This is a genomic window from Paenibacillus sp. 32352, from assembly GCF_002042965.1.
Lineage (GTDB): Bacteria > Bacillota > Bacilli > Paenibacillales > NBRC-103111 > Paenibacillus_S > Paenibacillus_S vulneris.
Genome location: NZ_MZNT01000012.1, coordinates 26,711 through 50,147, shown reverse-complemented (window position 1 = coordinate 50,147; position 23,437 = coordinate 26,711). Strand labels below are relative to the sequence as shown.

Here is a 23,437-nt window from a genome sequence, read left to right as displayed (position 1 = left end):
TAAACGCTTACATATTTTCTACTAATTTTGCTCGTTTTGCGAAAGAACCCCCTTTCGTTTAATAAATTGGACCATCGCCCCCCTTTTTTCGTTTAATTAATAAATTAATTATCTTTATTCTATTATTGTTAATATAATATCCCCTTCCCTGACTTGTTGTCAATCTAAAGTTGATTAATTAACAATTTGGTTATATAATTGGAGCATTAGGAGCGTGCTGTATGAAAATAGACGTAACCACTAGTAATATGAACGTATTGGAGTGTTTTTCTTCTGAGACGCGAGTTCGGATTATTGAATTGTTGAATGAGAAACCTTATAACATTGGTGAACTCGCAGAGGCTTTAGGCTTGTCCTCAGCCATAATTACAAAGCATATTCAAAAGCTAGAGGAAGCCAGGATTGTTTCTACGGAGAATACGGTAGGAAAACGAGGGACGCAGAAGCGCTGTTCATTGAATGTGGATAAAATGACGCTAGTACTCCGAACTGCCGAAATAGAAAAGCCACAGAACCAAACTGGATTTACGGTCGACCTGCCGGTCGGTCAATACATCCGGTATGAGGTTCACCCAACCTGTGGTTTGGCATCCTCCGACAAGCGCATCGGCATGATGGACGATCCCCGTTATTTCGACGACCCTGAGCGCACGATGGCAGAGCACCTGTGGTTTGCAAGCGGTTTTGTCGAATATCGGATTCCGAACTATTTGGTGGGAAAAGAAACCGCGTCAAGCCTTAGCATTTCATTGGAGATTTGCTCCGAAGCCCCTTATTATAACGACAATTGGCCCTCGGATATTACCTTTTCCGTCAATAACATGGAAGTGGCTACTTGGACCTGCCCGGGGGATTTTGGCAGCAAGCGCGGACAATACACACCCGAGTGGTGGGTGGATACGCAGTACGGACTTCTTAAGGTCCTCTCCATTACCGATGAGGGTACATTTATCGATGGGGTAAGGTTTTCTGATGTTCGAATTCATCAATTGAACGTAACAGCAGGTCAGGAGCTGCTCTTCCGAATCTCTTGTCCCGAATCCGCTGCGAATTGCGGAGGTGTCAGCCTTTTTGGCAAGAACTTCGGCAACTATCCGCAGGATATTCGAGTAACTATTTCAGTTTAAAGCTCTAATTATAAAAAAACGATCGTTAAACAACCTAACCCCATTTAATTGGTTTTAGGTTGTTTTCGTTTCTTTTTTCGCAATCTTCGGAGCTAGTTCAATCCATAGGGAGCACCAGCGATTACTAATCCAGCAGGGTTCCAGCTGTTAATCGGCTGAATGTATTTAGGTATTCAAGTCCAGATCCTATCCTTATTAGTCGTCCCTTTTAAAGCGAAGTCAACGGCACTTTCAGCATGAAGTCTTGTTGTATCATAGACAGGTATACTGCAATCATCTTGTGAGATGAGCAGCGTTATTTCTGTACATCCCAGAATAACGGCTTCTGCTCCTTGCTGTTTAAGCTTATTTATGATCTTTAAGTAGGCTTGCTTGGACTCTTCATTAATTAGACCAAGACAAAGCTCATGATAAATGATGTCATGTATAACCAATCGATCTTCTTCATTCGGCACAATAACCTCAAGTCCAAACTTTTCAGTGAGTCTGCCCTTGTAAAAATCTTGTTCCATCGTAAATGCAGTCCCTAATAACGCGACCTTCTTAATTCCATCTTTAACGATTTCGATCGCTGTTGAGTCTGCAATATGAATTAACGGAATGGACACCGAACTTTCTACCTCTTGTGCCATCTTATGCATTGTATTTGTACAGATGACGATTAAATCTGCTCCGGCCGTTTCAAGTTTTTGTGCTGAATCAATCATAATTTTTGCAGCCTCATCCCAGTTCCCTTGATGCTGTAAAGTCTTGATTTCTTGAAAATTTACCGAGTACATGAGACTTTTAGCGGAATGATGCCCGCCAAGTCTTTCTTTTACACATTGATTAATGATTTGGTAATAGAGTAGAGATGACTCCCAGCTCATTCCACCAATAAGACCTATAGTTTTCATTGGTTAAGCACCTCATTGTATTATGGTTCCATATATCGCGGAATCTGCCACAGAATGGCCTTCAAATAATAAACCTGTATGGCTATCCTGGTACTTCAAACCTCTATTCTTGTCTCCAAAAATTCAAGGTACTTTGGATCATCTTCCATAAAGATACCAATCCCGGCACCCATATAAGCCCGGGTCAGCTCGTCTGCCGCCTTTTCAAGGTTTTCCTGTTCATAATACAATTGCCCTAGTCGAAGATGAATGTAGGGATTCCCTAACCCCTTCGGGCACTGTACAGCATTAAAAAAACACTTGAATGCCTTATCGTAGTTCTTCATTTGAAAATGGACATCCCCAATAGCCACATAGATCCACGTTGCGGCCTCCCATTCTCGATGACTTTCCGGCAATAATCGGAGGGCCGCGACGTACTTATTCTTTCCCGCCTCGAGATTGCCTGCACTAACCAGATCATCGCCTTGTTTACACAGTGCGGTAATTTCGGCATGGGTGGAATCTGAAAGCTGCACCGTCATCTCTCCTATCTATTCGATTTGAATCCGCCGCATGTTTTATTTTTTTTACCAGCAGCGAATTATTGTTTTTTGACTTACATCAAAAAGGATTGCGCCTGGTATCTCCGACAAATAGTCTATCGCCCAAATGATATGATTCGTGAAATCCCTTCCTTCATCAGGCGAGAATACGAAGCGAATACGTTCGGTACATTCTTTGATTTCAGGCGGACAATCCTCGACGGTGCTTGTAATGTAATTTACATCTTCAACTACATTATGGCCAGTTTCAAAATGCGCTGTAAAATTCCAACCCGGCCAACGGAGAATCAAGTACTTCTCTTTCGTAAACGGATTTGCCGACGCTCCCATTTCCAGTCCATTCTTTGTATCAAAATCAAAGTAGGCGCTTAACTCAGAAGCAAGACGCTCCTGGGAGTATGGATTGGATGACTTCGCAAGGTAGGCATGTATTACGGACATAATATCTCTCCCATTGTACTGGATATTCTCAACCCGCCGATTCATTTGGCAAAGACTCTATGGCAAAGTTCTGGATGGCTTTGTTGGATGAGGCGGCTTCCAGGCTAGCAGGATTCCGGCGTCTCCGCAGCATTTGGTTACTCCTTCCATATTATCTCTTCCAACCTCCCAAAGCCACATTTCATTGCTGATTTTTTTTAGAGTACCGCGGCCGCGTTCTTTGACAATCCACTCTCCGAGTGTCGTTCCTTGAATTTTTATATGCAGATGGCTTTCGTTTATCATATTGCAAGGATATACCATTCTTAGCATATCTCCTCTATAACGAACTTTCCCTTTAAATCTTCCGGGAGTTTCTTCTTTAAAAATCCTCGAATCCTCGTATGGAAATAATTTGATCAGATTCTCGCCCTGAGCATAATAAAATCCATCTGCCACTCTTTTAGCAGCATACACGATTCCATACGGGTAGCTAAATTTTTTCGATACATCCATCACAAATCCGATCATAATTTCATAAATCTCTTCCAAAGGCACAGCACACTGACCATCGATGTGATGAAAGCTGCCAAACTCATCGGTCATGTACCCAAAGGATGCAAACCATGGAGAGTAGCTGCTTTGCTCACAATATAATCTAAATGCTGTAACTTCTTTTGAGATTATTTTACTCTTGAGTTCGGAGAGTGAGGCTTCTATCAAATCAACATCGAGTCCATCTTCGCCATTCTTGTAAGTATAATATCCGGCAGTTGTAATCCTTGCACCGATTGCTTCAAAGAAAGACTCGCCTGCAATGCAAGCATCAAGTGGAGTGATTTTACTTGTGTCGTACATAGCCATCCCTGTACACATAGATTTTCACCTCTATCATTAACTCCGTGTAATCCAATCCCATTCCCTTGTAATTATGTCATCTGATACAGTGAAGACCAATACTCCGGATTCGTTCCAATTGGAGAAAAAAACTTGCTTTTTCAATGGATCAAAGAGCGGATCTAGCAACTCTCGTATACCTTCACTTTATAGACCCTGTGTCTTTCTGCGGACTGAATACTTATCATATCTTTATACAATAGATTGGATAAATCTTCAAGTTACTGTGAAAACTAATGGTCAGATTTGCGTAAAAAGGAGACCATCTAGGCACACGTCCGTATACCTTAATGGTCTCCTAATGTTCGTACCACCGAACAAAATACGTGATATGTTCGCAGGACAAACGCTCTATTTTAGTTCATCTACTTCTAGAACCTACAGCTCGTCGTTAAGCTTGACCAGAGCTTGATCAAGACTCTCCTCCGTCAGCTTGCCGGCGCTGAATGACACTAGTCCGCGCAGCGGCAAATAGTTCAGAAACGCCGCCATCATATCCGATGACGAATCATCGCTCTCTCCCGTATTGGCGGATCCGCCAAATGGAGTCTGATTCACGAGCTCCTTAATGATCGGTGCCGCTAGGGGGTTTTCCATGATATCCCCGACCGTCGAGTTTCTTGTATATCGCGGTTTGATTGCTGTGGTGGAATTTACATGAACTGTCCCTGTCAGAACCATCTCTGCTGAAGACTTGCCCACCAAGAGCTCAAAGTCTCCCGTCTCCACATGCCAGTCCTGCAAACCTACATGATAATAGGCGAACGAACGTTTATCCAACGTAAATGAAACCGTGCTTTGCTCGCCGGGCTCCAGGCTTACCTTGGCAAAACCTTTCAGCTCCTTATCGGGGCGCGACACGCTGCTTTTCACGTCACGAACATACAGCTGTACGATCTCTTTTCCCGCCAGCTTTCCGATATTTTTGACATTAACTGTTACTACCAGCGTCTCTGTATCCTCGATTTGCGATTTACTTATTGTCATGTCGGAATACTCAAAATTTGTATAGCTTAAGCCATGACCAAAAGGAAATAAAGGACGCATTTTTTTCTTGTCATAATAACGATACCCGACGTAGATGCCCTCTTTGTACTCCACCGTATCCCCGTCCCCAGGGAAGAAGAGGTAAGATGGGTTGTCACTGAGTTGGGCCGGGAACGTCTCTGCCAATTTGCCGCAAGGGTTCGCGTCGCCGAATAATAGATCCGCTATTGCACCGCCCATAGCTTGACCGCCCAAATATGCCTCCAAGACGGCTTTGACATCATCGATCCATGGCATTTCAATCGGAGCGCCATTGCTTAACACGACGAGGACCTGTTTCTGTATGGCGGTAATCCCTTCGATGAGCTTCATTTGATTATTCGGCAGACCCAGGTGGGTACGGTCAAATCCTTCCGACTCGTAGCGATCGGGCAAACCGGCAAAAATGATAGTTACATCCGCATCCTTGGCAGCTTGAATTGCCTCATTTAAGAGTACATTATCCATATCATCCGTGTTTAGCGTATACCCTTCCGCATAGGATATCTCTGCTGAACCCCCTGCCTTGGCCAGTTCCACCATAAGATCGTCCATTTTGGTAGGCTTGATGTGGGAGCTCCCTCCACCTTGATAGCGTGGTTGTTTGGCAAAGGCGCCAACGACCGCAATACGTCCCCCCTTCTTTAACGGAAGGATTCTATCTTCGTTCTTTAATAGAACCATACTTTCTCGGGCTACCTCTCGGGCCAGCTGGTGATGAGCTTCCATATCGTAGGTGGCGGCAGGTTTTCTATGATCGACCGCTTTGTATATGACCCGCAGTATTCTTTCCACAGCGGCATCCAGCTTCTGCTCAGAAAGCCGGCCTTCCCTAACCGCATCAATAATTTTTTGGTCGCCGACACCTCCTGAGGCAGGCATTTCTAGTTCGAGTCCTGCCGCTATTCCATCGGCTCTTTCGTTAACTGCGCCCCAATCGGATACAACAAAGCCTTCGTGTCCCCATTCGTCCTTCAGTATTTCTGTAAGCAGGCGATGATTCTCCGCACAATATTCCCCGTTAAGCTGGTTATAGGCACACATAACTGTCCATGGCTGCCCTTTCTTGACCGCTCCCTCAAAACTGGCCAAATAAATCTCTCTCAGCGTTCTCTCGTCCACAACCGCATTCGTTGTCATTCGGCGATGCTCTTGATTGTTAGCCGCAAAATGCTTGAGTGAAGCACCTACGCCTTGACTCTGAACGCCTAGAATGTGCTCGGCCGCTAATTCCGTTGACAAATAAGGGTCCTCCGAGAAGTACTCGAAATTTCGTCCGCAAAGCGGCGATCTCTTTATATTTGCCCCTGGTCCGAGAAGAATGCCTACCTGCTCTGCCTGACATTCTTCCCCTAGAGCAACGCCAACCTTGTGAAGCAGTTCCCGATCCCACGATGTAGCCAGACCTGCCGCTGAAGGGAAACAAGTCGCAGGCACGCTATCGAATAAGCCCAGATGGTCTGCAGAGGCTCGTTGTTTCCGAAGGCCATGAGGCCCGTCTGTCATCATGATGGATGGTATGTCAAGTCTCTTGATGGCTTTGGTATTCCAGAAATCAAACCCGGAGCAAAGTCCAGCCTTTTCCTCCAGAGTCATAGTGGAAATCAGTTTTTTCAAGTCGCGATTCATTGATATATTCTCCTCTCTATGGGTACGGAACCTGTTATTTATCCTTTCACAGCTCCGATCGTCATTCCTCTCACGAAATATTTCTGGAAGAACGGATAAGCTATCAGAATCGGAATGACGGCAATAACCGCAATGGCCATGCGGAACGTTTCGCTAGGCAGCTGAGCAACCTTCTCGCCGGCACTCGCGCTCAGATCGCCGTTGCTTGCAAGAAATTGGATATCGCTCATGATGCGATTCAAAACATTTTGCAGGCTGAACAATTGGGGATCGGTCACATATATGAGCCCGTTATTCCAGTCATTCCAATAGGCAAGGCCCTGAAATAAGCCTACTGTGGCAAGGATGGGCAATGACAAGGGCAAAACGATTTTATAGTACATTTTAAATTCGCTTGCACCGTCAATACTGGCCGATTCCAGAACGGGCACCGGTACGGTTGTCATGAAAAACGTCCGCATTAACAGCGTGTTGAAGCCATTCAATAGTAATCCGGGAACAATAAGCGCCCAAATCGTATTTTTTATATCCAACAGCTGTGTATAGACGAGGTACGTAGGAACAAGACCGCCGTTAAACAATAAGGTAAAGAACAGCAGGAAGGCGAAGAACATGCCTCCGGGCAAATCGCGCCGGGAGAGCGGGTAAGCAAGCATGGACGTGATGATCAAGCTGGCCGTTGTTCCTACCACTGTAATTAGAATAGTAATCCCGTATGCGTTAAAAATTAGGGAGGATTGCTCCCATAAATATTCATACGCGGATAGGCTGAACTGCTTAGGAAAGAAAGAGTAGCCATTCTGCAGGATGGATTTCTCATCGCTAATGGAGGACATAATCAGCAATAGAAACGGAAGCAAGCACGATAGCGAAAATAAAAACAGGATGGTATGGGCAATCCACTGCCAAGCACGATTTTCTGTGTTCACGATGATTCCTCCTCTAAAACAATGCGTTTTCCTTATTAATTTTTCGTACTACGTAGTTAGATACAAGGACGAGGATGAATCCGACAAGCGATTGATAAAAGCCTGCGGCGGACGACATCCCGATATTGCCCAATTGAAGCAACCCGCGGAATACATACGTATCAATGACGTTCGTTGTACTGAACAACGCTCCTGCATTCATTGGAACCTGGTAGAACAAGCCGAAGTCGGAATAGAAAATCCGCCCGATCTGAAGGAGGGTCAGCATGATAATAACGGGTGTGATCAGCGGAATCGTGATTGTGCGGATTTGCTGCCACTTGGATGCTCCGTCCAATTTGGCTGCTTCATAATACTCCGGATCAATTCCAATGATGGCCGCCAAGTAAATGATGCACGAGTATCCGACTCCCTTCCAAGTATGCACAAGCGTTAGTATCGCAGGCCAGTATTTTGGTTCGTTATACCACGAAATCGGATCTATGCCCAAAGCCGGTAAAACGGTTTTATTCATGAACCCGCTCTCCATGCTGAGCATCGAGAAGACCAAATAGCTGACGATAACCATCGAAATCAAAAAAGGAAGAATAATTACGCTTTGATAAAACCGGGAGGCAAACTTGCTTTTGATTTCATTGAGAAGAATTGCAAAAGCGACAGCAACGACGAGACCAATAACGATAAAAGCCGCATTGTACAGTATCGTGTTCCTGGTAATAATATAGGCATCCGACGTTTGAAACAGGAACTTAAAGTTTTGAAAGCCTACCCAGTCACTTGCCCAGATGCCTTTGGCAAAGTTAATATCCTTGAATGCAATGATGAGGCCAAACATTGGCAGATAGTTATTGATTAGCAAATACGCAATCCCCGGCAGCATCATGAAGTAGAGCGGGCTGTATTTCCATAGCTTCTTCATAGCCACACTCTGTGAACGATTTGTCATTTCTGGTTCCCCTTTCCGTAGTAACGAAATTCTTGTTGTACTCTTATAGTAATCAATCGGCAGTCTTTCTCACTACCGCTCACACGACTTCCAATTTGCACTTTGCCGACCATCCGTCAATGGATGAAAAAAGCTCTGCCAGGCCTTTCAGCCTAACAGAGCGAGTTCATCAGCGATTTACTTCGATATGATGTTGAGCTCCCGGTTAATGACCGGCAGCAATTCCGGAGGAATTCCGTAAAACACGAGCTGGGACATCTTGTCGATGGACATAACCCCTTGAGTCACCTCAAAGAACGGATTGCTCGTCACATGTGCGAAATATTTGAGAAACACCGCTTTGGCAGCGTCGTTGCTATACAGATCCTCGATCGTATCATAGATGGAATAATAGCCTTCCTTCACTTCAATCTGCCCGGCCTCGGACAAGTCGAATTGTTCGAACCAATTGACGACGTGCTTGCTCTTCTCTTCCTTCACATGAATATAGCTGGTGTCGATCTCCGATACATAGCGCAAAACGATCTCATCTGTATAGACCGTACCTTGTTCATCCACACCTTCCACTCTAATGCGGTTATCCCCTGGCTTCAACAATACGTCCTTAACGACGTATACCGGCTTACCGTCCTGAGTCTCCGTCAGCAATATATCGTTGTGATACAAGCGGATATGACTCAGATTCGATAAAATGATGATATCGTTCCCCTCTTTATGCCGATGGTAGAATCGGCGTCCGGCCACGTGAACAAAAGGATCCTTCGACCAATAGGCCTTGCAAAGATAGAAAGCATCCTTCTTCAAGGTCCGGTCAATGGTGACAAGTCCCTTCAAATTTTTGCCGACTTCTCCGCCTTCCTTACGATTCGCACTACCGAAATCAAACATGTTCCAGACGTATCCGCCAAGAACGAATGGCCTCGCCTGAAAGGTTTCCAGCGCGTTATGATGGAACAATAGCTGGTATTCTTCTGTATAATCCTGAACCTGTGGAGTATAAGAATGGTATCGGGGATTCGTGTCGACCCCATATTCCGAGACTAACACAGGAACGTCAGGGCGAACTCTGTGAAACTCGTCAAGCCTCTCCCCAAGATCCTTGATTTCGCCATAGTACCAGCCATAATATAAATTGTAACCGACAAGGTCGGTGAAATTATTGATGATACTATCGTCCGCAACTCCATTAATATTCGCTTGTGCGACGAAACGGCTTGGATCCAGCCGTTTGGCTTCCTCCACCAGCTTTTGAATCGTTCGATACGTATTCTCCGTCTCAACGGCGATCGTTATTTCGTTTTGAACTCCCCAACAATAAATAGAAGTGTGATTATAGGCTTGTTTAATCAAACGCTCCAACTGTTCGAAGGCGTTACGGCTTTCCGGATCCTTGGTGGAAGGAATGCTGATATACGGAATTTCGGCCCAAACCAGCAAACCATAACGGTCACAGAGACCGTAAAAATAATCGTCATGCTGGTAATGGGCAAGCCGAATGCTGTTGGCGCCGACCTCTCGAATGAGCTCCATGTCCAATTCCATGTGAGCCTTCGTAATGGCATTGCCCACGCCTCCGAAATCCTGATGGCGGCACACTCCATTGAGCTTGACCGGTTTTCCGTTCAAAATGACGCCTCGGTCGGCCGTAAGCTCGACAGTTCGAAAGCCGATTTCAATTTGACGAGCATCCGCTACTTCTCCTTGGACGCTGACGGTGATCACAGCCTTATACAGATAGGGATTATCCACACCGTCCCAAAGCGTAGGATTGCTGATGGTTCCATGCAAGGAGAACTCCGTTTCGGTTGCAAAGGACAACTCGGAGCTTGCTTCCCACACAACGGTTCCTTCCAGGTCCGCGAGTTGAATCAAGACGCTTCCATTGGCTGGTGCGCATGATTCATTAATGACCCGTCCGCGTACATCCAGCCGAAATGAATTGTCGCCGCTGCTTGTCTGCGTTAGATATACACCGTCTCGGCCGTGATCCATCACATCAAAGTGGATGTCGTCCATGACAAACAGGTTCACTTCCCTGTAGAGGCCGCCAAAGAAAGTAAAGTCCGCCATCAGCGGGTACACCTCATTATCATAGCTATTGTCCACTCTTATAGAGATTAGATTATCTCCTTCCGTCAAATAAGGATTCAATGCTGCACGAAACATTGCGTAACCGCATCGGCTTTCCCCTACAAGATGACCATTGATATAAACCTGGCCCATATTGCCGGCTGCCCCGATTTCCAAATAGAAACGTTTGCCAATATCTTCTGGAGCGATATGGAGTGTTCTTTGATACCAGCAGGCCCCCCTGTAATACGGCTCTGTCCCCCCTTGTCCGTCCATATCATTCCAAGTGTGCGGTAATGTAACTGACTGCCCTTCTTTTATTAAGGTGCTGGCATAAGAGGGACTGTTTTCTTTGGTGAACATCCAAAGCTGATTTAATGGAATTATTTTCAACATGAACGACCTCTTTTCTTGGGATCTAGACGATACTCGGCAAAAAATGCCCGTTCAACCAGAAAGTTGACGGGCAACGAATTTCGTCTTATTTATTACCTTTCGCCCATTCGTCAAGCTGTTTTTGCTTTTCAGCGATAATTTTATCGATACCGGCGGATTTCAGCTTGGATATGAATTCCGGCAATATCTTATCCGGATCGACGCTTCCCGTTTCAAGCGGAAGTTTATATTGAGTGATCACGTTGGACACGGCGGCATACTCCGTCTTAACCGATGTAGCGTCGAACGTGAAGCCCAACGCTTTGGATTTTATAGCCGACTTATTGAAATCATCCATCTTTTTCCAAATATTAGGGTCTTCTCCATTAAACACGTAAGACAAGAATTGATTGCCGAATAAGTAGCCCATATTCAAGCTGTAGCCAGAGGTTTTAGCATCTACACCTTGTGGAAAATCAATCACATTGCCGGATTTAACGACGTAATGCTTATCTGCTACACCCCAATCGAACAGGTTGACGATATCTTTGTCGGTGTACATTAAATTAAGGAATTCCATCGCTTTTTCCGGCATCTTGGAATTAACGGGTACGCCCCACATAATACTCGTGACGTTTGTCGTTGTTGAGACCGGTTTAACCAGGTTGGCTGTCACCACTGGTACGCCGCTGCTCTTCGATTCCTGCTCCTCAAATCCCGGCTTCATATTGGAAAAGTATGCGAAGCCGCGGTTAGATTTTAATAGATCGAACTGAGAAGTCTTATTAGTGGCAGCGTCCTTCAAAATCAACCCGGATGTGTACCAGCTTCTCATCTTTTGCACGAACTGGGCATATTCCTGTGTTTCGTATAAATTCACGACTTTTAGGTTATTATCGTAATTTGGAAGCACTCCCATCGAATCACCGAGCATATCGAACCATCGATAAGAATCGAGCATCGTTCTGCCGATATTACCAGGAACCAGCGGGGTCAAATCCGGCTCTTTCTCCTTGATTAACTTCAATGCCGCTTCTACATCATCCAGCGTATGAATTTTGCTGACGTCAATTTGATATTTCTCGACAAGATCCTTCCGCATGGTCAAGCCCTGGCTAGCGGCAAAATCTCGAATTGTGGGCACTGCGTACGTCGATCCGCCGATTTTTACAGCATTCAAGTAAGCCGGGTCCATGGATTGTTTAATTCCTTGTCCTTGAGCTTCAAGCAACTTATCCAACGCGATGATTTGACCTTTGGCAACCAAACTGCTGTAAAGACTGCTCGTAACCACCATCAGATCCAACTTCTCATTGCTGCTTAGCATCAGGTTGACCTGCTGCTCCCAATTCCCGAAGCTGATCGGCGTCAGTTTCACAGTAGCGTTGATCTTTTGCTGCGCAATTTTGTTAATAGAGTCCTGCACCACCGGCAAGTCTTTCGGCACCGAACCAAAAATCGGATAAGCGATGTTCAATTCCGGCAATTTCTTGTTCGAGGCATTCCCTCCAGAAGCGCCGCCTCCATTATTTCCGCCGCAAGCGGATAAGAAAAGCATGGACCCTATTACGAGCCCGCTTGCTGCTGTAAATCTCTTCCTCATGGTACTCCCCCATTTGCGTAGTGTCGTTCACCTTGAAACCGATTGCGAGCAAGCGGATTCAAAAGGTGAATATACGCCTATTGTACTTCCGCTGCAATTATGGCACTGCTCCGGTCACGACTTTTCAATGTGCATTTGCAGACTATCTAATCCTTCTGTCCCTTTTGCTGGTGTTTTTGGCGATATTCATTCGGATTCATGTCGGTATACTTCTTAAACATCCGGGAAAAATGCGAAAAGTTCGCATACCCGATATGCGAAGCAACTGCACTGATCGGCATCTCGGTTTTCGACAACAGCTCCTGCGCAAGCTTAAGCCTTTCCTGAAACAAGTAATCGGAAATGGCCATTCCCGTCTCCTTTTTGAATAGCCGGTTTAAATAATCGGGGTTTAGATACACGTGATTTGCGATCTCTTCACGGGACAAATCCTCTGCCAAGTGAAGCTTGATATATCCGATAACCCGGTTGACCACACTCTGAGATTGCTCCACAGTGTTAACGTACTCCAGCGCTCGATTAACGACATGATTCATCCAGGAAACCAAATCGGTAACGGAGCGGGTCGCGTTTGCCGACGCATCTAAAGAAATGCTGTCGCTAAACAATTGATGCGCTTGAATCCCCTTATTTTGAAGAGCGACATACATCGTTTGCTGAAAATCCTGATACCATTGATGGAGCAGCGTAGCATCCACAGTATCCCGCTGCAGCATCCCATCCAAATAAGCGGTAGCCTCCTGAAGCACCCTGCCATACTCGCCTTCCTTGAGCATAACGGCCCAAACCCCCATGTCCGGGAGCACGTGGAGTGATGATCGTAACGAAACGTCGGAAATGAAGAACACTTTATTATTATAGGCTACATTATTTCTCTCCAAGTCACGGAGTGCCTTAACCATCCCGAACATATCTTGCCCGTGAATGGCATCCCCGATATAGCATGAAAGATCGCAAGAGAAATATTGCTTGCAGGCCTCAATATAACGATTGCACGCCCGCTCCATCGACATTTCAAAATCGTCACGGCTGGTTGCCGGTAATATAGCAAGCAGGCCTCTGTCTAATGAAACCACTTGTCCTTTTTGATGATCACCAATAATCATTTCTTCCGCGGCATTTTTAAGAGCATACTCCATAATTTTCTCCTCCCGGAGCGTCAGCGGCTTATGCCATCTTTGAACGCCGATCAGTATCGGGATAAAAGTCATAGATTCGTCGTAAGGGATGTTACGTTCCGCCGCGGCACGCTTCACTGCATCCGCACGGGCCGGAATCACTTGATGGATAAGATCCAGCCAAAATCGTTCGATCAGCACAGGTTGATGCTGAAACCAAAATTGGCCATATTGGCTAAACTGCTCGATCTCCGAATCTTTGAGATTTTTTTCGATCGCTTTTTGAATCGTTTTTTCCAGTTCAAGAAACGGTATCGGCTTGAGAATATAGTCAAGACTCCCCATCTGTAGCGCTTGCTTGGCATATTTGAAATCGGCATGACATGTGAGAAAAATGGTGGCCGTTCGCGGATACCTCTCTCGAACCCACTCCGCCAATTCCAAGCCGGTAGCCTGCGGCATTTCGATATCGCAGAGCATAATGTCGACCTGCTCCCTCTCGAATACTTCCTTTGCCTGTTTCACGGTATAAGCGGTTAATACCGCCGTAATCCCAAGCCTCTGCCATTGAACCCCGGACAATATTCCTTCAACCGCATGAATTTCATCGTCAACAATTAAAAGTTGAGGCATCATCAATATCCCCTTTCTCACCGTTCTGAAGCATAGGGCAGCCTGATCTCGACTACCGCACCTCTCGGAAAACCGTTATAACAAGAGAGAGAAGCTTCTTCGCCATACAACAGCTGCAGCCTCCTTTGAACATTCCATATCCCGATGTGCTCCCCCTCCTCGTCTATCACCCTATTCCCTGAACGAATCTCCGACAATATGTCTTCAGAAAAACCTTTTCCTGTATCGCGGACGATAATTTCAATGTAAGGCTCCAACCCAGTTTCCATTAAATCGATAGATACACTGATATGGATCGGTTGATCGAGAGTGATCCCATGCTTGATTGAATTTTCCAGAAATGATTGAATGATAAGCGGTGGTACCGGAACACGCTCAAGAAAATCCGGGACATCTATCGTACAGGTAAGGCCCCCGGGAAAGCGAAGCTCCTGAATTCGAGCGTAGTTACGGACATGCTGCAGTTCCTCACCTAAGGATACGAATGTCAGGTTGCTTTGGAACATAAAACGGAAGTACCGAACCAAACATAGCGTTAGCTCCTGAATCAATTCATAATTTTTCACTTGAGCCAAATTGAACAGGATGTTAAGCGAATTCATAAAAAAATGCGGGTTAATCTGAAGCTGCAGATGTTGAAGCTCCGCCTTTTGCTTGTTCAGTTGTTCTTCATACACGTTGATCTTTAATTCTTCAATTTGTCCCATCATGCGGTTGAATGTTTCGTTAACCAATAAAATTTCATCCGATGCAGGGTAGGATTCTACCCGTACGTTGACGTTCCCGTCGTTAATTCTCTTCATGACGGCAATCAAGCGCTGCAGCGGCACTAGCAAAATATGACGAAGGAGAAGTAGACTGATGGGCAGTAATCCTATGGATACTATAGAAATAAACAAGGTCAGCCGCGATAAATTAGGCAAGTTTTGCAATATCTGCTTGTCCGGAATGACAGCAGCCAGGCTAAAATTCCCTACCTGTGAAGGTTCCCCGACAACAAGTAAACTATTCTTGCTGCCAGTCATATAATACTCGCTGAAGTCCACTGTAAAATCTATCTGCTCGTCCGGCAGCGGATTTGTACTTACCATCACGTTCCCATCACTATTCACGAGCAAAGCGCTTCCTTCTTTCCCTAAATCAATCAAATGGAGCGGAACTAGCAGTGTCTTCACATTGACCCAAGCGCCGAGATATAAATCACCCGATTTCAAAATTCGCAGTGCATAGTACTCTTCTCCGATTCGCTTTACTAACCATCGGCTGCCTTCATTATTCGAAAGGTTTGGCTCGCTGCTCAGAGATTCACGCAATTGCTGCTCAACCCGATCCCTGTCGGTAAATGAAATGGTCGACTTGAAGACGTCCAACAAATCATTCCTGGAATGAGAATAGACAAAAAAAGCATCGATGGATTTATATAATACAATATCGCTTGCTAGCTTATCGGAGACGCTATGTTTGGCCAGCTGGTACTCGTCTTCCGAATTCGGAGCATTCATGGATTGAATATCATAATCAGATGTCAGCAAGCCGATCAGATTACGCTCTGCATCCTTTAATTGCGTATCGATCTGTCCCATGTACAAAGAAATTAAATTTTTATTGGATAATGCGACCTGGTCGTGCACGACACGAATACTGTAGAAGTTATTGTACAGCAGCAGTGTAATGAGAGGGACGGTTACAAGCAGTAATCCCATAACCAGTTTGAAACGAATCGAATTCCATGAAATATGCGGGATCCTCAAAAGCACACACCCCTACTACAAATTTAAAAACTGTCGTTGCCCGACAGTCTTGTTATATCCTATTTTCGATTATAGAACCGATTTTTGAATCATAACAAATAAAATGATTTCCAAGCTACTGTTTTCACGACATTGCATAATGCATTTCACGACATTTAAGCTTGTATCGAATAGCTTCTGGTCATTGACTTGAGACAAGGAAATGTTCAGATAAAAATAAAGACCCACGATTATACGCGGGTCTGGATTGGTTCACATCTTGTCATCCGACAAGTAATTATTTTGATAAGCTCGGAAGTCTGTCAACACCCTATCATCTTATTCTTCTTCAAATAATTTCTCGCCACGATGGAGCCGCCATGCAATTTTTGCCGTATGAGGCCTCTCGCGGGAAGTTGGGGCGTGAGCCGCCAAATAACGGGTAGCAGCAAGGATCATCGTTTCGCGAGCTTTCTCTGCGAACGGTCCCGATTCGGTAGCCCAGCGGTCATATTCCGCGACGGCCGCCTCGTACATCTGGAAGGAGTGGAATTCCGCATCCTCTCTAAGCAAAGCATGACCCAATACGTTGAATAAAGGTTCAGGCTTTCCGCCGCTGCGCAGATAGCGGATCACCCATGCCGCCGCCGGAGCTACCTGCTGCTGCTTATCGAGAATGTCCAGCAGCTCCGTGGGCTGAGGCACTTCCCCAGCCTCTTCAATCACAACCGGCCTTGGGGCCGCCGGGATATTCAAGAACCGGTCCAGGTATATCGCAGCTGCTGTATGGAAAATTCCGCGAATCAGCCATGGATTAGTGGAGCGGATCAAACCTTCATGAACGGCATGAGCATGCGTAAACGTATGCAGTACCGAAATCCAATCTCCAAAATCATTCTGCGTATGGAAGCGGACGACCCGTTCCGCCGCAGCTAACGCGGCAATTTGCGAGATGCGTACCGGGGAAGCGCCGCCGAGCAAGGCTTCCTTCAGTACACGAACTGTCCGTAACGGATCGTCTCCGAGCAGCGCTTGGAGCAGCTCTTCATCATCGATACCGGGGTTCCCGCTTACAGTTACATTGCCTTGTTTGGAAACCTCCTCGAACGCTTCCATCAACGGCTGAACCAAATTGACAGGCGACTGCCAGCTGTGAAGCTCTTCGCTGCGTGAGGCGTCTCCAAACATCGGAAGCAGTGAGGCGAGGATATAGCTGCGCTCCTCGTCCCTGACATACTTCAAGCTCTCGAATGCTTTATTATGGAAATCCAGCGTATGGCCTCCATTAATATAGAAATGGTCCGTTGCTGCCATGCTCATCATAGCGAATAATTGCATCTCATCCGTCCCCGCCTGTACGGCGGTCAGCAGCACCCGCTCCGCGCCGCGGGTATCCCGGACCTCGATGCAGTCACGGTACCATTCCGTCAACCGTGCTTCGGAGACGCTTGTATTCGGGAGCGGATCGAGCAAGAAGCGCGTTCCGCTTCCGGCTGAGTCGCGCGCTGTGTGCAGCAAGCCTTGAAACAACGCCAGGATCCGTCCTTGTTTATCAAGCTTCGGCAGGACGTTGGCCATCGCGGTAAGAATCGTTAATCCGGAGCCCCACCCTTGCCTGCGCTGTTTGACCCCGAATTCGATCCCGATTGCAGCGATTTCCGACTCGGGAACACCCGATTCCATTAAACCGACTATGGCCTTGGCAATGACAAGGCCGATGTTTTGCTCAAGACCGCTCAGAAGCCGGTCCTTATATAGCTGTACTTGATTACCGTTCCGGGAATTCGGGTCGACCCAAATCACTCCTTCATGAACGGCTATTTCGTGCACCGGAACATCGTCTGCCCAAGGGTCGAGCGTTCCGCCGCTGCATACGTCAAACCGCGCGTGATGCCAATGACAGGTCAAAATTCCGTTGCACAAGCTTCCCATGTGAAGGGGAAATCCGAGGTGAGGGCACCTGTTGTCAAGCGCATACACTTCATCCTTGTGAAAGAAAACTACAATGCCCCCTTTGATCAGCTTCGGACCTTGCTCTCGAAGCTCTTCGACGGTACCTGCCTGGATCCAACCATTCATGAAAACGCCTCCAATTCCCGGTATAATGTTCTTTCCTTGCTTATACCATATCATACTTTAAAAACTTTATAAATATGTATATTTATAAAGTTTTTTCTGCATCTGGCTGATCCAGAACCCTTTCCTTTCCTGAACCTCCCACCCGCTATCCTGCTTCTTTAAAATAAGCTGCTGCCCTGCGGCACCTAAAGGAGAGCGAAACTTGTAGCCGTCAATTGCCACAACCGTGCCCGTTTCGTCCGATTGGACCTTTTCTACATTCAGAAGAATCCCTTGCAGTCTTTTCTTTGTTTCATCCGTCCGTTGTCCATCAAGCAGCTCTTCGTAGGAATAAAATATGACATCCACTTTGTATTTTGTTTCAAAATATTGCTTTAGCTGCTTCTGCTCCTCCTCTGTCCATGCTCCTTTCATGTTTTGTATATGTAAGGAAATGTATTTCATATCGTCGTTTAAGGCGTCGTCCATGGACATAAATTCATCAAAGGCTATAGTGAATAATGAAACTTTATTCTCAAGCTGCTCAAGCGATTGTACAGACTTGCTTATTCTAGGTAATGTGTTAGAGGAAGTGCAGCAATGCATGGCCGTCAGCACCTCATAGGCAGGGAACAGCATTTGCCGAGTAATCGGCTTGTGTCCTTCGAAAAATCCGTCTGCATGTAAAAACGGATACAGTTGGACGGCCAAGGTGACGTAACGTTTCGCATAGTCGGATACGGTTTCGTCGTTTATTGCAGCCATCGTTTCCGCTTCTCGCTGCTTTAATGAGCTGCGAATAAGAAAGACGGCGAGTTGTTCCCTGGTTACCGGAGCGGCCGGATCAAACTGGTCCTCGCCTACGCCTTCGATCACACCCGCTTCCCGTAATGCTTCGATGTAAGGAAGCATATCGCCGTAAAGCGGATCATCCGCCCTCACATCCGTGTATCGGGATACGGAAAGCGACTTATCCACTTTCAGACTTAGGGACAGTGCGACGAATTTCGCAAATTCCGCACGGCTGATTGGGTCCGTCAATCCGAAGCGATCTTTCGCCGCCCCATCGATTAATCCTTTGTCTAGCCAACTATCGACGGTCATTCTCGTCTTGGCATCTGCCTTGTCCAAATCGTGGAAATCGGCGGATGCTTTACCTGCGGCTGCGAGGACCGGTTCCGTGATCAACGATGTACCAGCCAGTACCAGACATATCCCTCCAACAAGGATGCTTAGCCTCAGTCTCCCGGCGCGTGTTGAGTCGCTGCAACGCGTACGGCAAGGCCGCGTGCCGGACCACATCCTATTTTTACTTGGTTTCACCATGCTTTTTCTCCTCCTGCTTCTCACTCAACATGATCCTTTCGCTACACACAGTTTATAAAAAAATACCCTGTCCCCCATGCTTCCGTTAAAGCCTATGTATAAAATATACCATATTTTTACTGATGCTGATTGAAATTGCCATATGCACTGCGTGGCAAAATATGTTTTAATATATCAAAGGAGCGTGATACTGTGGACATTAAATCTTTTCTACATCCAAAGAATGAGGTCTCTTACATCACGACATCTTCCAATATGAAAGAAGCCTTAGACAAATTGGAGGCTTGCCATTATTCGGCCATTCCGGTCCTGCAGGACAATGGAGTATATTACGGAACGCTTTCCGAAGGAGACTTGTTATGGAAGATGAAGGCCACACCTGGCCTTACTTTCGATACGATGCATGAAATTCCCGTCGTTTCCATCAATAAGCGGTTAAAGATCGAATGCGTCAAGATTGGCGCCGATTTGGACGACATGCTTGCGCTTGCCGCTGATCAGAACTTTGTTCCAGTCGTAGATGACGATGGCATCTTTCTTGGGATCATTCGGCGTAAAGACATCATCGAATTCTACACCCGGAATATTACGGATTAATTGCAAAAAGACCCGATCGTTTGAAAAGATCGGGTCTTTGCTTTGCTTATTTTGACAAGAGATATCATGAGATACAGCGATCTCAGTTTTTTTTCGTCACGGTTCATAATCTAAAATGGGAGTTGAACGTTCCTAGTCTAAATGTTAAAGCCTGCCTGGTGTTTTTTTAACTTCAAATGTAGTCGAATCGGTATAGCTAGTGGTCGATAAGCTCTCGTAATTGGACGGAACTTCGTCCTGATCCATAGTTGCTTCCGTCGCCTCTGTCTCCGGCAATTCCCAGCTTGCCTTTTGGAAGTTCATTTTTTCTTTTATTTCTTTATTATTATCTTTGAGCATGAATGTATAGACCTCTCTTATTTAAAGGTTTCATCCCCAAATACTTTTTCCTGCCTGTAAAGGATTTATACAAGAACGATTTTTGATTACTATGTGCTTGTCCTGCTTTTCAAAAAAATAACAAAATTTTAACTAGTGCAGAATGTACGACTCGTTAGTATGCCAGGCTCCTCCCTCGTCTGTACTTCGGTAGAACATCGTAGCCGATCGAAGGGCCCCTTTTGCAGCAGCTTCCACCGATGTAAAACGGTTTTCCTCGGAAAACTCTGGATCCGCCTGGTCCGCTCCCCTATAGTAGTGACTGAGCTCATAAAAGTAATCATCCGTCCGATTCCTTAGAATTCGAATTCCAATTTCCTTCCCGTCAATGCGTGCTTTAAACGATGAAACGATCTCGTGCACCGCCTGGATATCCGCGTGAACATTCTCGAGCTCCGATAAATCAAACATGAGGCTTCCTCTCCCTTCTTATACCATAATATCTGTTTACATTATTCCCATGATTCCTCATCTATCGGCATTAAGTTTCTTCCAGTTTTTGTTTATCACCAATTATTTAGTTAAGATGGCGGATTAATATTTTTAAAAGGCCCTGCATTATTAGTTCTATTTTTGTAGGATAGAATGATTTCCACCATGAAGACCAAAACTAAAGAAATGCCAAATAACGGCATTATACAACCTAATACCAGCATGAGAATAATAAATCCAATCGATAGCTTGCTTGTTGGGTTCGGCGGAGCAGACAAAGTACTTTTCTTTTTACGAGCCAACCATGTTTTGAACCCCCAGAAAATAACAAGCAGGAACGTAACACATACTAGGAGATTGATAATTTTGTTGAGCCATCCGAATAAATGCCCTTCATGTAAAGGAATTCCCCAGGTGAACAATTTTCCTAGTATCCCATAATCTTCATAACCAACCTTTGAAATCATTTTGCCGCTATATGCATCAAAATATGCGGTTACTTCATCATTAGGGCTAACGTCTAATCCTGTCACTCCTGAATTACTTCCTTTAGAGACAATGAATACACCATGTTCGTCTTTAGGATAAATGATGGAGTACGGCTTGGAAATATTGGCCTGATTAATTTCGTTCATTAATTGCTGGAGGTTTATCATTCCGTTTCGTACAGACATAATATTCTGATGTGCCACGCCGTTATGTTCTTCATGAGATCCACCGATTGATGCCGGTAGTTCATTTTTACGAGTGGCCCAAGGAATTTCTTTCATATCCGATGTCGGCGGATTTTGTTTTAATACTGGAAATCCGATAGACGGATGCTTTTGCGCTGTGGAGTATAGGATATCGCCCATAAAGGCTGACCATGGCAACCCGGTAAAAATAAGGATTATCAATGGTATGGAAATGATTATACCGATTCTCGCATGCCATTTCAGATTTGTTTGCCGTTTGGTTAGATTCGGCTCCTTCTTCAACACCTTTCCTTTGAATGTCATGTACATTCCGGAGAGCAACAGGAAGATTGTCCAGCATGCAGCCAATTCAACGAGATAGTTGACAACAGTTCCCCCAACAAAGAGAGAACTATGAATGTCCCTCATTACATTAGAAAACGTATATTTGGGATTCTGACTGCCCACTATTTGATAATTGGAGTCTAAAAATACATATTTTTGTTCTCCAGCTCCATTGATCATTGTTAAACGCGTATTGTATGGATCATCTAAAACAATAACTTTTGAAACAGAAAAATCTTGATAGGTTTGCTTGGCTTTCTCAATACCTTGATCTAACGTTATTTGTTCCGTTTGGCTGCTTTTGTTAAAAAATTCATTCTTGTACAAGAGATTTTCAACATTTGGATAAAACAAATACCCGATACCGCTTAACGTTAGTGTAATGAGAAGCGGTGTAATAAATAACGCTGCATAAAAATGCCATCGCCAAAAACGATTATAATTATTTTTCTCCATCTTTTTTCCCAATCCTTATCTATTATTTTTATTCGCTATCTCTCGTGCAGCAGCTCCTTTCCATACAAATTCCAATTTTAATTTTACGCGTTATGGTCATAATTCCTATCACCCGATAGGGCTATTAGGGTTAACATCGTGTGAAGAAATTGAGAACAACTTTTGATTGCTCTCGCACCTAACACATAGCAAAAAAGACCGGCACAGGTCCGGTCTCTTTCCATTAAGATAATGCTGCTTGATCTATACAAGAAATCAATCTTTTTTCTACATCCTCCGCGATGGTTTGGAGTACGCTGTTATCTACCATTCCAATTAAAGCCGTTGGTTTGGGCAGACCGATTTTTGTTTTTCCCTGTTCCTCGTAAACGGCTATTTTGCATGGCAGAAAATACCCTACAATGGCATTCTCGCTAAGTACACGTTTGGCTTCGATTGGATTACATACCTCTAGGATGTGATAGCGTTGCTCAAGCTCTACTCCTTTCTCCCTTAACTTCTCCTCATATCCAGATGCCATAGTACACCGAACTTCTCTTCCTTCAGATGCTGTTCCAATTTCTCTATTGTTTGCGCGGTTGTTTGATCGGTATCGATCGTATAATGAAACATGTCTTGTATTCCCTTTCAACTTTATTTTATTTACAATCAAGCTTTTCTCGTTTTATAATAATTCATAGTATATAAATCGGAATTTGGAGGTATAATTCAACCCCGCACTAGAAGGCTATGTAGAACATTACACTACAGCGACTAAATAAGTATTTGCAATTATTCTATACTCATGTAAAAAAATCATTAGCTCTCACGCTGGAGCTAATGATTTTTTGCTTCACTTCGATAGTTTCCCGTTCCAAGCCATGATGCCGCCTTGCAGGTGGGCGAGCTCACGGAAGCCTTTTTTCTGGAGGATTCGTGCCGCCTGCTTGCTCCTCATTCCGCTTTGGCAATATAAATAAATGCTTTTCCCTGCCGGGATTTCACCGCCCCGCAGCTTGAATTGCGATAATGGAATATTGACCGCTCCGGGAAAATACCCCAGCTTTACTTCATTCGGTTCCCGCACATCGATCAGGACATTATTGCGGTTTTTTTGCAGGGCCTCCCGGAATTGCTCCGTACTTAAATTCCTAAGTCCTTTGACTCCGGCGAACCAGGAATAAATAAACCAAACCAGGAGCGCGATGACTGCAATTCGAATCATCAGATTGACATCCACTGGAGTAG

The 23,437-nt window shown here is 45.2% G+C and carries 19 protein-coding genes and 1 pseudogene; 2 read left to right on the top strand and 18 right to left on the bottom strand.

Annotated elements, in window-relative coordinates; all coding sequences use genetic code 11:
* Window positions 1-221: 221 nt before the first annotated feature.
* On the top strand, window positions 222-1,127 hold the full coding sequence (locus B1728_RS25115; RefSeq protein WP_079913176.1) for an ArsR/SmtB family transcription factor: 906 nt from the start codon (window positions 222-224) through the stop codon (window positions 1,125-1,127).
* A 173-nt stretch (window positions 1,128-1,300) separates the two neighbouring features.
* Here B1728_RS25115 and B1728_RS25110 read toward each other — a convergent pair whose 3' ends face one another.
* The 13 genes from B1728_RS25110 to B1728_RS25050 form a co-directional block, all read right to left on the bottom strand.
* The gene (locus B1728_RS25110; RefSeq protein WP_079913175.1) at window positions 1,301-2,023 is read right to left on the bottom strand and encodes an aspartate/glutamate racemase family protein; all 723 of its coding nucleotides are present in this window, start codon (window positions 2,021-2,023) and stop codon (window positions 1,301-1,303) included.
* A 95-nt stretch (window positions 2,024-2,118) separates the two neighbouring features.
* Window positions 2,119-2,541 (bottom strand): tetratricopeptide repeat protein, encoded by a 423-nt coding sequence (locus B1728_RS25105; RefSeq protein ID WP_079913174.1) that lies wholly within the window; start codon window positions 2,539-2,541, stop codon window positions 2,119-2,121.
* A gap of 51 nt (window positions 2,542-2,592) precedes the next feature.
* The gene (locus tag B1728_RS36420) at window positions 2,593-3,009 is read right to left on the bottom strand and encodes a hypothetical protein (protein WP_256865492.1); all 417 of its coding nucleotides are present in this window, start codon (window positions 3,007-3,009) and stop codon (window positions 2,593-2,595) included.
* A gap of 57 nt (window positions 3,010-3,066) precedes the next feature.
* On the bottom strand, window positions 3,067-3,864 hold the full coding sequence (locus B1728_RS25095; protein ID WP_079913173.1) for a hypothetical protein: 798 nt from the start codon (window positions 3,862-3,864) through the stop codon (window positions 3,067-3,069).
* Between the two features lie 399 nt (window positions 3,865-4,263).
* Window positions 4,264-6,540: a beta-glucosidase gene (locus tag B1728_RS25090; protein WP_079913172.1), complete on the bottom strand. Its 2,277-nt coding sequence runs from the start codon at window positions 6,538-6,540 to the stop codon at window positions 4,264-4,266.
* A gap of 38 nt (window positions 6,541-6,578) precedes the next feature.
* Window positions 6,579-7,469: a carbohydrate ABC transporter permease gene (locus B1728_RS25085; RefSeq protein ID WP_079913171.1), complete on the bottom strand. Its 891-nt coding sequence runs from the start codon at window positions 7,467-7,469 to the stop codon at window positions 6,579-6,581.
* Between the two features lie 13 nt (window positions 7,470-7,482).
* On the bottom strand, window positions 7,483-8,415 hold the full coding sequence (locus B1728_RS25080; protein ID WP_079913170.1) for an ABC transporter permease: 933 nt from the start codon (window positions 8,413-8,415) through the stop codon (window positions 7,483-7,485).
* A gap of 177 nt (window positions 8,416-8,592) precedes the next feature.
* On the bottom strand, window positions 8,593-10,881 hold the full coding sequence (locus B1728_RS25075) for a glycoside hydrolase family 2 protein (RefSeq protein WP_079913169.1): 2,289 nt from the start codon (window positions 10,879-10,881) through the stop codon (window positions 8,593-8,595).
* An 85-nt stretch (window positions 10,882-10,966) separates the two neighbouring features.
* Window positions 10,967-12,463 carry an ABC transporter substrate-binding protein gene (locus tag B1728_RS25070; RefSeq protein ID WP_079913168.1) on the bottom strand — a complete coding sequence of 499 codons (1,497 nt, stop codon included), beginning with the start codon at window positions 12,461-12,463 and terminating at the stop codon, window positions 10,967-10,969.
* Between the two features lie 146 nt (window positions 12,464-12,609).
* On the bottom strand, window positions 12,610-14,217 hold the full coding sequence (locus B1728_RS25065) for a response regulator (RefSeq protein WP_256865491.1): 1,608 nt from the start codon (window positions 14,215-14,217) through the stop codon (window positions 12,610-12,612).
* A 14-nt stretch (window positions 14,218-14,231) separates the two neighbouring features.
* On the bottom strand, window positions 14,232-15,971 hold the full coding sequence (locus B1728_RS25060; RefSeq protein WP_483310994.1) for a sensor histidine kinase: 1,740 nt from the start codon (window positions 15,969-15,971) through the stop codon (window positions 14,232-14,234).
* Window positions 15,972-16,283: 312 nt separating this feature from the next.
* On the bottom strand, window positions 16,284-18,023 hold the full coding sequence (locus B1728_RS25055) for a Rieske (2Fe-2S) protein (RefSeq protein WP_079913165.1): 1,740 nt from the start codon (window positions 18,021-18,023) through the stop codon (window positions 16,284-16,286).
* Between the two features lie 66 nt (window positions 18,024-18,089).
* Entirely contained in the window at window positions 18,090-19,328 is a 1,239-nt protein-coding gene (locus tag B1728_RS25050; protein ID WP_079913164.1) for an S-layer homology domain-containing protein, read from the bottom strand.
* A gap of 192 nt (window positions 19,329-19,520) precedes the next feature.
* Here B1728_RS25050 and B1728_RS25045 point away from each other — a divergent pair, with 192 nt between their 5' ends.
* Window positions 19,521-19,925 carry a CBS domain-containing protein gene (locus B1728_RS25045; protein WP_079913163.1) on the top strand — a complete coding sequence of 135 codons (405 nt, stop codon included), beginning with the start codon at window positions 19,521-19,523 and terminating at the stop codon, window positions 19,923-19,925.
* A 144-nt stretch (window positions 19,926-20,069) separates the two neighbouring features.
* Here B1728_RS25045 and B1728_RS25040 read toward each other — a convergent pair whose 3' ends face one another.
* The 5 genes and pseudogenes from B1728_RS25040 to B1728_RS25020 form a co-directional block, all read right to left on the bottom strand.
* The gene (locus tag B1728_RS25040) at window positions 20,070-20,264 is read right to left on the bottom strand and encodes a hypothetical protein (RefSeq protein ID WP_079913162.1); all 195 of its coding nucleotides are present in this window, start codon (window positions 20,262-20,264) and stop codon (window positions 20,070-20,072) included.
* Between the two features lie 132 nt (window positions 20,265-20,396).
* The gene (locus tag B1728_RS25035; protein ID WP_079913161.1) at window positions 20,397-20,714 is read right to left on the bottom strand and encodes a hypothetical protein; all 318 of its coding nucleotides are present in this window, start codon (window positions 20,712-20,714) and stop codon (window positions 20,397-20,399) included.
* 110 nt (window positions 20,715-20,824) lie between these two features.
* Window positions 20,825-22,210 (bottom strand): PepSY-associated TM helix domain-containing protein, encoded by a 1,386-nt coding sequence (locus B1728_RS25030; protein ID WP_079913160.1) that lies wholly within the window; start codon window positions 22,208-22,210, stop codon window positions 20,825-20,827.
* Between the two features lie 223 nt (window positions 22,211-22,433).
* A pseudogene (locus B1728_RS25025) lies at window positions 22,434-22,822 on the bottom strand (DUF302 domain-containing protein).
* A gap of 220 nt (window positions 22,823-23,042) precedes the next feature.
* Window positions 23,043-23,429 (bottom strand): rhodanese-like domain-containing protein, encoded by a 387-nt coding sequence (locus B1728_RS25020; protein ID WP_079913159.1) that lies wholly within the window; start codon window positions 23,427-23,429, stop codon window positions 23,043-23,045.
* Between the last annotated feature and the right edge of the window lie 8 nt (window positions 23,430-23,437).